The sequence below is a fragment of the Streptomyces sp. MB09-02B genome (assembly GCF_033794485.1).
GTDB lineage: Bacteria > Actinomycetota > Actinomycetes > Streptomycetales > Streptomycetaceae > Streptomyces.
The window spans coordinates 1-10586 of record NZ_JARGEE010000325.1 but is presented as its reverse complement, the minus strand read 5'-3'; the positions used below and the strand labels follow the sequence as shown (position 1 = coordinate 10586).

At 71.5% G+C, this 10586-nt stretch carries 10 protein-coding genes; 4 read left to right on the top strand and 6 right to left on the bottom strand.

Translation table 11 applies throughout. The features are described from left to right. The 6 genes from P1P70_RS32850 to P1P70_RS32825 form a co-directional block, all read right to left on the bottom strand. Positions 1-1029: lactonase family protein (locus P1P70_RS32850; protein WP_319244288.1), on the bottom strand; the 1029-nt coding region annotated here is incomplete at its 3' end. 41 nt (positions 1030-1070) lie between these two features. Next, positions 1071-2039, bottom strand: coding sequence for a sugar kinase (locus P1P70_RS32845; protein ID WP_319244286.1), 969 nt, complete (start codon positions 2037-2039; stop codon positions 1071-1073). Further along, on the bottom strand, positions 2036-2707 hold the full coding sequence (locus tag P1P70_RS32840) for a bifunctional 4-hydroxy-2-oxoglutarate aldolase/2-dehydro-3-deoxy-phosphogluconate aldolase (protein WP_319244284.1): 672 nt from the start codon (positions 2705-2707) through the stop codon (positions 2036-2038). Before P1P70_RS32840 ends, P1P70_RS32845 begins: the two co-directional genes overlap by 4 nt. A gap of 87 nt (positions 2708-2794) precedes the next feature. Beyond that, entirely contained in the window at positions 2795-3616 is an 822-nt protein-coding gene (locus P1P70_RS32835; protein WP_319244282.1) for a carbohydrate ABC transporter permease, read from the bottom strand. Beyond that, complete coding sequence (locus P1P70_RS32830) at positions 3616-4659, bottom strand: sugar ABC transporter permease (protein WP_319244281.1); 1044 nt, start codon at positions 4657-4659, stop codon at positions 3616-3618. Before P1P70_RS32830 ends, P1P70_RS32835 begins: the two co-directional genes overlap by 1 nt. Continuing rightward, positions 4656-6002, bottom strand: coding sequence for an ABC transporter substrate-binding protein (locus P1P70_RS32825; protein ID WP_319244279.1), 1347 nt, complete (start codon positions 6000-6002; stop codon positions 4656-4658). The genes P1P70_RS32830 and P1P70_RS32825 overlap by 4 nt, the downstream gene beginning before the upstream one ends. Before the next feature lie 474 nt (positions 6003-6476). Here P1P70_RS32825 and P1P70_RS32820 point away from each other — a divergent pair, with 474 nt between their 5' ends. From P1P70_RS32820 to P1P70_RS32805, 4 genes are all read left to right on the top strand, one after another. Further along, positions 6477-7526 (top strand): LacI family DNA-binding transcriptional regulator, encoded by a 1050-nt coding sequence (locus P1P70_RS32820; protein WP_319244277.1) that lies wholly within the window; start codon positions 6477-6479, stop codon positions 7524-7526. Continuing rightward, on the top strand, positions 7523-8287 hold the full coding sequence (locus P1P70_RS32815) for an SDR family NAD(P)-dependent oxidoreductase (RefSeq protein WP_319244275.1): 765 nt from the start codon (positions 7523-7525) through the stop codon (positions 8285-8287). Before P1P70_RS32820 ends, P1P70_RS32815 begins: the two co-directional genes overlap by 4 nt. 172 nt (positions 8288-8459) lie before the next feature. After that, complete coding sequence (gene dgoD, locus P1P70_RS32810; RefSeq protein ID WP_319244273.1) at positions 8460-9605, top strand: galactonate dehydratase; 1146 nt, start codon at positions 8460-8462, stop codon at positions 9603-9605. A gap of 69 nt (positions 9606-9674) precedes the next feature. Further along, on the top strand, positions 9675-10541 hold the full coding sequence (locus tag P1P70_RS32805; protein WP_319244271.1) for an oxygenase MpaB family protein: 867 nt from the start codon (positions 9675-9677) through the stop codon (positions 10539-10541). Positions 10542-10586 lie beyond the last annotated feature (45 nt).

Sequence of the window (10586 nt, the reverse complement as noted above, 5' to 3'; positions counted from 1 at the left end):
GTGGGGCTGGGTGAGGGTGCCGTCGTCCTGGATTTGCAGGGCGGCGAGCGTGCCGCTGTGCTGGTTGGCGACGAGCAGATGACCGTCCGCCAGGGCGAGGCCGCGGGGCCATGTGCCGCCGGCCGGGACCTCGCCGAGCGGTTCCAGCGTGGTGCCGGTGAGGCGGAACGCGGCGACAGTGTCCGCGCCCCGGTTGGTCACCCACACGAAGCGTCCGCAGGGGGAGGCGACGATTCCGGCGGGCTGGTTGACGACGCTCTCGGCCGTCGTGGCGGGTACGGAGGAGAGCGCCGTCAGGACGCCCGTGCTGGCGTCGTAGCGGTGGCAGGTGACGGTCGAGGACAGCTCGTCGGCGCTGAACACCAGGTCGCCGCCGGGGGCGAAGGCGAGGTGGCGGGGGCCGGATCCCGCACTCATCGGATTCACCGCGATCCGCTCAAGGGTTCCGGTGAGGGTGCTCAGCCGGTAGGTGAACACCGCGTCCGCCCCCAGGTCGGTGGCCAGCACGAAACGGCCCGCCGGGTCGACGAGTACCTGATGGGCGTGGCTGCCCTCCTGCCGTCCGGCGACCGGTCCCGACCCCTGGTGGACGACGAGATCGGTCGGCTCCAGCAGCCGTCCGTCCACGCCGAGCCGGTGCACCGCGACCGTGCCCGGCGCGGTGTCGCTGCCGTAGTTCGCGGTCAGCAGCCACTCGCCGCCCGGGTGGACGGTGAGGTGGCACGGGTTCGCCCCGCCGCTGCTCATCGGGTCGCCCAGCGGGGCCAGGGTGCCGTCGTCGGCGCGGGCGACGGCGCTGACGGTTCCCGTCTCGGTCTCGTTGGTGCTGTAGACGACGTCGAGCGAGGGGTGAGCGGCCAGGAAGGAGGCGCCGCTGACGTGCAGCGGCTTCACCTCGTCGTCGTACGTCGTACGGCCGGTGGTGGGATCGAGGAGCAGCGCGGCGATGCCGGGGCCTTCCCCGCCGGAGTCCGGTGTGTAGGAGCCGGTGAGGAGGGGGATCGCGCCGGTGGAGGGGCTTGTGGGCATGGGTGGTCCTGAGAGTCGCTGTGCCGGGGCGGAAGGGGGTGTCAGCGGACGTTGTCGTCGTGGTGGTCGAGCAGTCCCAGTTCGGAGCGCCGGGGCAGGCCCTCCCAGTCGCCGGCGGTGCTCACCGCGAAGGCGCCGAGCAGGGCCGCCGTCTGCAGCCGCCGCTCCGGGGGCTCTCCGGCGAGCAGTTCGGCCAGGTACCCGGCGGCGAACGCGTCTCCCGCGCCCACCGAGTCGTGGACCTGGACCGCGACGGCGGGCTGCCGGTGGGGCTTTCCGTCGATGAGGGCGTACGCCCCGTCGGCACCGACCTTGATCACGGCCCCGCCGGGTCCCAGGTCGCAGATGCCCTGGGCGAGTTCCTCCGGTCCGTCGGCGCCGGGCACCATGAGAGCTGCCTCGTGCGGTCCGGCGAAGACCAGGTCGCTCCTGCGCAGCAGAGGCAGCAGGATCGCCCGGGCCTCGGCCTCGCTCCACAGCAGGGAACGGAAGTTGACGTCCAGCGAGATGGTCACGCCGGCATCCGCGGCGATGTCGACGGCCCGGGTCACGGCCGCGGCGGGGCCCTTCCCGAGCGCCGGGGTGATGCCCGTGATGTGCAGGACCGCCGCCCCCGCGACCACGTGTTCGGGGATGTCGTCGGCGGTCAGCCGGGCTCCGGCCGTGTCGGCGCGGTAGTAGCGCGTACGGCTGTGCGTGGAGGTGCGGCGTTCCTTCAGCAGCAGGGAGGTGGGGGCGGGGTCGCGCACGGCGACCGTGGTGACTCCTTCGGCCCGGAGTTCCCGCAGGACGAGTTCGCCGAGTTCGTCGTCGCCCACCCGGCCGATCCAGGTCGCGGCTCCGCCGAGTCGGCTGACCCCGACGGCGACGTTGGACTCCGCGCCGGCGATGCCCAGGCGCAGTGTCGTGCCCAGCGCGAACGGGCCGGGTTCCCGGGCCGCCATGACGGCGAGCACGTCGCCGAGGGTGACGAGGTAGGGCACGCCGGGTGGGGGTGAGGAGGTGTTCACGCGCTCGCCTCCCCGGCCCGTGCGGTGACCCGTACCGCGTCCAGCAGGGTGCGCGCCCTCGTGGTGAGGGCGTCCAGCGCCTGCGGCGTCGGTTCCCGGTCCGCCCCGCGCAGCAGCGGGGAGCCGATGCCGATCGCGCGGGCGCCCGCGTCCAGGTAGTCCCGCGCCTCGTCGACGCCGACGCCGCCGACGGCGACGAGGGGGATGTCGGGCAGCGGGGCTCGCAGTTGGCGCAGGTGGGCGGGACCGCCCGTGCCCGCGGGGAACAGCTTGACGGCGGCGGCGCCCGCCCGCCACGCCTGGGACACCTCGGTCGGTGTCCAGGCGCCCGGGTAGCACGGCACGCCCCTGTCGGCGGCGTTCCGTACGACGGCGGTGTCCACCACGGGGGCGACCAGGAACTCCGCTCCCGCCGCCAGGGCGTCCCTGGCCTGGTCGCCGGTGATCACGGTGCCGGCGCCCACCGCGACGTCGGGGCCGAGTTCCGCCCGGACGGCGGCCAGCGCGTCGAGCGCTCCGGCGGTGGTGAGGGTGATCTCCAGGCAGGTGATGCCACCGGACGCGAGGGCCCGGGCCACGGCGGGCAAGGCGGAGGCGTCGGCCGACCTGAGGATGGCCATGACCCGTGTCCGGCCGAGCTGCGGGGTGAGGGCGGGACGCTCCGTCATGACCCCACCGCCGCAAGGGGTATGGCGGTCGACTGGGTGTCGGTCATGCGAAGTTCCTTTGCTGCGAGGTGCGTTGCTGGACGGGGGCTACTTGAGCCCGGAGGTGGCGGAGCCGGTGACGAAGCCCCGCTGCACGATGAGGAACAGCGCCAGCACCGGGACCACGTACATCACGGCGCCCGCGGCGACCAGGTTCGGCAGCGGTGAGCCGTGCTCGTTGACGTAGCCGTAGGCGAGCTTGACCGCGAGCGTGGTGTGGGCGTCGTCCAGCAGCAGGGCGGGCGCGATGTAGTCGCCCCAGGTCCAGCTGAAGGAGAGGATCAGGCTGGTGGCGATGACCGGCCAGGACTGCGGCAGGAAGATCCGCCAGAAGATGCGGATCTGCCCGCAGCCGTCCACGATCGCGGCCTCCTCCAGCTCCTTGGGCATGTTCGAGAAGAACTGCCGGAACAGGAAGATCAGGTACGGGGCGCCGCACAGGCCCCACAGCACCCACGGCACATAGGTGTTGGTGAGGTGGATCTTGGCGAACAGCAGATAGGTCGGGATGAGCGTGAGGACCTGCGGCAGCATCATCGTCGACAGCAGTACGGAGAAGATCAGCCGCTTCCCGGGCGCCTGGAGCCGGGCGAAGCCGTAGCCCGCCCACGCCGAGGCCAGGGTGACCAGGACGGCGTAGAGGGTGGCGATCGTCAGGGAGTTGCGGGCGTAGCCGAGGTAGTCGATCTGGGTCAGGGCGTCCCGGAAGTTGCCCAGGGTGGGGTGGTGCGGCCACCAGTGGATGGGCAGCGCGCGCAGCTCGGAGGGAGCCTTCAGAGCGGTCTCCACCAGCCAGGCGAACGGGCCGAGGAAGAGGACGACGGCGCCGACCAGCAATACGTAGACGGCACTTCTGCGGGGGAACACCATCACTTGCCTCCGATCGTGCGCGGGCGAGAAGGCTTGTCCGGCTCGGGGGCGACGGAGTAGAAGACCGCGCCCTTGCTGAGCCTGAAGACGAGGAAGGTGATCGCGACGATGATCAGGAACAGCACCCAGAGCATCGCCGAGGCGTATCCGTAGCGGCCGTTGGCGAAGTACTGGGCGAACACGTGGATCATGAACAGGTAGTTGCCCTCGGGGACCGCCGAGACGCCCCTGGGGGTGGGATCGAGGGAGATCAGCAGCGGCAGGAAGCTCTGTACGGCGGCGATGATGCCGGTGATGACCTGGAAGAACAGCACCGGGGAGAGCATCGGGACGGTGATCTTGATGAAGGACTGCCAGGCGTTCGCCCCGTCCATGCGGGCGGCCTCGTGGAGCTCCTTGGGGATGTCCTGGAGCCCCGCCAGCGAAATGATCATGGCGTTGCCGCAGCCCCACAGCATCAGGGTGATCAGGACCCAGCGGGCGTAGGGGTCCATCAGCCAGCTCACACCGTTGATGTTCAGGGCGTCGAGGACGCCGTTGGCGGCGCCCGAGTCCCGGTCGAAGATCAGCTTGAAGGTGAGGGCGGCGCCGACCGGCGGCACGACCGCGGGCAGGTACAGCAGGGTGCGGAACAGCCCGCGGGCCCGGACCGGCTGGTTGACCAGCACCGCGAGCAACAGCCCCGCCGCGATGCTCAGCGGCACGGTGATGGCGGTGAAGACGCCTGTGCGGGCCAGGGAGGACAGGACCTCCGGGTCGGACAGGACCTCCCGGTAGTTGTCCAGACCGACGAAGCGGGAGTTGTTCGACAACCCGTCGGAGTTGGTCAGGCTCAGCCACAGCGCGTAGCCGAGCGGGAAGGCCGTCAGGGTGAGGAAGCCCAGCACCCAGGGTCCCGCGAACACGTAGAAGGAGAAGGCCCGGCGGGTGGTCAGCGAGGTGCGCCGACGGCCGGCGCGCCCGGGGGTGCGGGGCCCGGGCCGGGCGGCCGTCTCCCCGGAGGGGGACGGCGCGCCCGGCGCGGTGATCTGTCCGGTACTCACCCCACGAGCTCCTTGCCCTGGGCGAGCTGCTCGTTCATCCGGGAGTTGAGCGTGTCGGCGACCTTGCCCGCCGACGTCCCGGACTTCACGGCTCCCGGCAGGACCTTGGTGAGCACGCCCTCCAGGGCGGCCTGCTGGGCGTACGGGGTGAAGCTGAGGACGGAGAAGTGCGGCAGCTCCTGCTCCTGCACCTGGAAGGCCTGCTTCTGGAAGGCGCTGGTCTGCGGCATGTTCGCGCGCAGCGACTTCAGGGAGGGGATGCCCCAGCCGCTGGCGGCCCGGTCCTGGGCGGGCTTGCCGCCGAAGTACCACTCGAAGAACTTCCAGGACGCGTCCTTGTTCTTGGCGTCCCTCGGGATCCAGAAGCCGGTGGCGCCGAAGCAGGAGCTGACGCGGTTGCCGCCGAACTGCGGCGCGGGCGCGAAGCGGGAGACCTCGGCGAGCTTGGCGTCGGCGCCGATCAGTCCGCCGAACCAGTAGCCGTTGCAGCTCATCGCCATCCGGTTGGCCTGGTAGGTGGGGCCGTCCCAGCCGTCCGGGTTGGGGTTGACGACGTTCGGGCCTATGTCGGCCTTGGCGTAGTCCAGGTACCAGCGCAGCGCCTTGAGCGCCTCGGGGGAGGAGAAGTCCACCGTGGCCAGGTCCTCCGCGAACAGGCTGCCGCCGGCGGAGGCGGTCATCCCCATGAGCTGCGGGAAGACGCCCATGCCGGTGGCGTTCAGGCCGTACACCTTCACCTTGCCCAGGCGGCGCTTGACCAGCTTCTTGCCCAGGTCCAGCCACTCGTCGTAGGAGATCGGCTCGGTCTCGCCGGGCGCGTCCAGCTTGGCGGCCTCGAACAGGTCGGCGCGGTACCAGAACATGGAGTCCTGGGAGTAGTCCTTCGCCATGCCGTAGCGCGGTCCGGCACCCTGCTTCTTGCCGTCGTAGCGCCACACGTCGTTGACCGGGTCGAGGTCCGAGTCCTTCAGCACCGAGCTCTTGGCGAAGTACGGGTCCAGGTCCGTCATCAGACCGCGGGCGGCGAAGTACGGGGTCTCGGTCGCGCCGAAGCCGCGGACCACGTCCGGCGGGTTCTTGGCGGCCAGCATGGCGTTGAGCTTGGTGGCGTCCCAGATGATGACGTTGAGGTTCATCCCCAGCGACTCTTCCGCGGCCTTGAGGGTCTTCTTGTCCCACTCGTTCTCCACCGTCATCACGGTGAGCGTCGTCTTGCCGCTCCCGGATCCACTCGTGCCGTTGTCGACGGAGCCGGCACAGGCGGACAGCCCGGTCGCGGCGACCGCGGTTCCGGCGGAGAGGGCGAGGAAGCGCCGTCTGTCGAGGGGTGTTGACATGGGCATGCGAATTGCCTTTCGTGGCGGGGCGTGCGGCGGCTGCGGGGCGTGGGGCGGAGTCCATGGCGGCATGAGGGCTGCCGCGAGAGGTGAACGGGCGAGCTCGGTGGCCGGCGGTGCACCGGCTTGCTCGGGGGTGGGCGAGACGTCCTGCGCCGGGTGCGCCTGCCTGCGTGGACAGTGCGCACACGGGTGCCAGGGAACCGTGAGTGCGACGGTGGTCGCGTACGCGGCGAGCCCGATGTGACTCCTCGACCACGGCTGACGGGCAGTCAGCTGTGGCCGACATCTAGTCATATCGATATGACCGGTTTCGTGGCTTCTGCTCAGATATATCGCTTATTTCCGTCTGAGGAAACCGGTTGACTGAAACTTTCGCGAACGTTAAGTTGCGTTTCCAGAAGGTGTCAAGAGGCCAGAACGCGTCACTCCGAATCCCGCACGGCGGACCAGGGCGACGCCCGCCGAGAGGGGGAGCACGTGCCGGAACAGCCCGTCCGGGCCAAGCTCGTGGATGTGGCACACGCGGCCGGGGTCTCCAAGGCCACCGTGTCCAAAGTGCTCAACGGCCGCCAGGACCTGTCCGTACGGCCGGAGACCCGCCGGCGTGTCCACGAGGCCGCAGAGGCGCTCGGCTACCGGCCTCACTCCGGGGCCCGGGCCCTGGCGGGAGCCAACACACACGCGCTGGCCCTGCTGATCCCGGCCCTCGCCAACCCCACGTACGTCACCATCGCCCGCGGCGCCTACCAGCGGGCCCGCGAGCTGGGCTACCTCTCCCTGCTGGCCGAGGACTTCGACGGGCAGGAGGCCGACGAGTCCTTCAACGACCTGGTCCAGGAAGGCAGGGTCGACGGACTGCTCATCGCCTCGGCCCGCCCGGGTCACCCCCTGCTGGACGCGCTGAGCCGCAGCGCGGTCCCCCATGTCTTCCTCAACCGCTCGGTCGAGGGATCCGGCCGCAACGTCACCATGGACGTCGCCCGCTCCAGCGTGACGGCACTCGACCACCTGCACGGCCTCGGCCACCGCGCGATCGGCCACATCGCGGGTCCCCCCGGGATCACCCCCAGCGAGGTCCGCAAGGAGGCGTTCCTCCGGTACGCCGGCACACTCGGGCTGGACGCGGCACCCGTCGCGTCCGGGGACTTCACCGAGGACGGCGGCGGGTCCGCCGCGCGGGAGCTGCTGCGCCCCGCCGACGGCGACGGGCGGCCACCCGTCACCGCGCTCTGCACCAGCTCCCTCGCGCAGGCGATAGGCGCCATGGCCGCGATCCGCGACCTCGGCCTCCGTATCCCGGAAGACGTCTCCGTGGTCGGCAACGACGACCTGCCCGTGGCCGCGCACCTCAATCCACCGCTGACCACCGTCGCGATGCCCCTGCACGAACTGGGGACCGCCGCGGTGGACGCCCTGGTGGCCACCATCGAGGGCAAGCCGACAGGAGACGTCGTCGTACCGACCGAGCCGCGGCTGGTGCTGCGCGGCTCCACGGCCGGACCGGCAGCACGAGGAGGAACGCCATGACCGTCGCCGTACCGGCGCGCTTCACCGGCCGTACGGCCCTGCTCACCGCGGCCGCCTCCGGGATCGGGGCGGCCACCGCCCACCGGCTGGCGGCGGAGGGCGCGTCCGTCATGGTCACCGACGTGGACGCCGAAGGCGCCCGGCGCGTGGCCGAGGAGATCCGCGCCGGGGGCGGACGGGCGCGGGACCGGCGGCTCGACGTCACCTCGCCGGCGGAGTGGGCCGCGGCCGTCGCCGAGGCGGAGTCCTGGGCGGGACGCCTGGACGTGCTCCATCTCAACGCCGGCCGGAACCTGCCCGCGGCGGCACACGAACTGGACGACACCGGCTGGCACGACCAGCTGCGCCTCTCCCTCGACTCCGTGTTCTACGGCGTCCGGGCCGCCGTGCCCCTGCTGAGAACGGCCGGGGGCGCGGTCGTGATCACCTCGTCCGTGCACGCGGCCATCGGCTTCAAGGGCTTCCCCGCGTACGCGGCGGCGAAGGGCGGGATCGACGCCCTCGTACGCCAGCTGGCCGTCGAGTACGGAGGCCAGATCAGGTTCAACTCCGTCCTGCCCGGAGCCGTGGTCACCGCCCTGTGGGCCGAGACGCCCGAGGAGTACAAGGCGCAGACCGCCGCGCGCACCCCCGCCGGCAGGCTCGGAGCCCCCGAGGACATCGCCGCCGCCGTGGCCTTCCTCGCCTCCGAGGACGCCGCTTTCGTCACCGGCCAGAACCTGCTCGTGGACGGTGGCCGCAGCATCAGCTCCCAGGAGTAGGCGACCGGCCGCCCCGCCTGCCCCCAGAACGACCCGAGCGCCGCGACACACCGAGCGGACACCCCGCCGCACGCGCCGCACAGCAAGCCCCCGCGTATGACCCCTCCCCTCTCTCGGGAGGGCATTTCCCCGCGCATGGCCGCACCCCGCACAGGACCCGGAGGTCCCTCCCATGAAGATCACTGGATACGAGCTCTTCCTCGTCGAACCGCGCTGGCTCTTCCTGCGCGTCGACACCGACGAGGGCATCTCCGGCTGGGGCGAGCCCATAGTCGAGGGCAAGGCCCACACCGTCGCCCGCTGCGTCGAGGAGATGTTCGACTACCTTCTCGGCCAGGACCCGGCCCGGATCGAGGAGCACTGGCAGGTGCTCGCCAAGAGCGGCTTCTACCGGGGCGGCGTCGTCCTGAACAGCGCCCTGGCCGGCATCGACCAGGCACTGTGGGACATCGCCGGCAAGACCCACGGCGTCCCGGTCCACCAACTCCTCGGCGGCCACGTGCGCGACCGCGTGCGCGTCTACGGCTGGGTCGGCGGCGAGACCCCCGAGGAACTGGGCGAGTCGGCGGCCGCGCAGGTCGCCAAGGGCATGACGGCGGTCAAGCTCAACCCCTGCGGCCAGCTGGAGCCCCTCGCCACACCCGCCGCGATCGATGCCATCGTGGCCGGAGTGACCGCGGTCCGCGAGGCCATCGGGCCGGAGCGCGACCTGGCGCTGGACTTCCACGGCCGGTTCAGCGGCGCGATGTCCCGCCGTGTGCTCCCCTTCCTGGAGCCGCTCCTGCCGCTCTTCGTCGAAGAGCCCGTGCTGCCCGAGTTCTCCGGGGACCTCGGCGCCGTGGTGCGCTCCACCTCGATCCCCATCGCCACCGGCGAACGGCTCTACTCGCGCTGGGACTTCCGCTCGGTGCTCTCCGACGGCATCGCCGTGGCCCAGCCGGACATCAGCCACGCCGGCGGCATCTCCGAGACCCGCCGGATCGCCGCGATGGCGGAAACCTACGACGTCCTGGTGGCACCGCACTGCCCGCTCGGCCCGATCGCCCTCGCCGCCAGCCTGCAACTCGACTTCGCCATCCCCAACTTCCTCATCCAGGAACAGGCACTGGGCATCGGCTACGGCGACAGCGGCGGCCTGCTGGACTACCTCGCCGACACCACACCCTTCACGTTCCGCGACGGCTACATCGACCGCCCGACAGCGCCCGGTCTCGGCATCACCATCGACGAGGACGCGGTCCGCGCCGCTGCCGAACGCGGCCACCGCTGGCGCAACCCCGTCTGGCGCAACACGGACGGCTCACTGGCCGCCTGGTAGTCCCACCCGGCACACAGAGCAGCGAACGTGGCCCTGGTGTCGACTGTCGAGCCCGGTCACACTGGCGGGGTGGATGCCCCCGCTCACCCCGCCCCGCGCGACCCCGGCCTGTTCGGACCGGCCTCCGTGACCTGGCAGGCCCACGGCGACCCCGTCATGTGGATCGCCGGGGTCCGCGCGCTCTACCTCCAGGCCCTGCACCCGCGCGCGGTGCGCGGCGTCACGCAGAACTCCGACTTCCGCAGGGACGCCTGGGGCCGGCTGCTGCGCACGGCGAGCTTCGTCGGCACGACGACGTACGGCACCACGGAGGCCGCCGAACACGCCGGCGCCCGCGTCCGGAAGATCCACCGCATGCTCTCGGCGACGGATCCGGACACGGGGGAGAGGTACGGTGTCGACGAGCCCGAGCTGCTGCTGTGGGTGCACTGCGCGGAGATCGACTCCTACCTCCACATCCTGCGCCGCTCCGGCTACCCCCTCACCGAGGCCGCCGCCGACCGGTACGTCGGTGAACACCGCGTCAGTGCCCGCCTGGTGGGCCTCGACCCTGCCGAAGTACCAGGGAACACGGCGGAGTTGGCGGCCTACTTCACGCGGGTGCGGCCCGAGCTCGCGGCCGGACCCGAGGCACGGGAGGTCGACGACTTCCTCCGGCGGCCGCCCACGCACCCGTTGCTCGTACCGGCGCGCGAGGCACTGTGGCGGCGCGTGGCGAACCTGGCGTACGCCTCCCTGCCGCCGTACGCCCACGAGTTGTACGGCAGACCGGCCCCCGCACCCGCCGTGGTCACCCGCCGCCTGCGGCTCACCGGAACCTTCCTGCGCTGTGTTCCCGCACGTCTGCGCTGGCAACTCCCGCCCAAACACATCCTCCGCGCCATGTCACGGCTCGGCCCCGGCTCCCGCCCGGCACCGTACAAAGTCGGCAGATAGGCCGTCATACTGGACGGGCCAGGGGAGGGCGGGTCCGTTCGGATA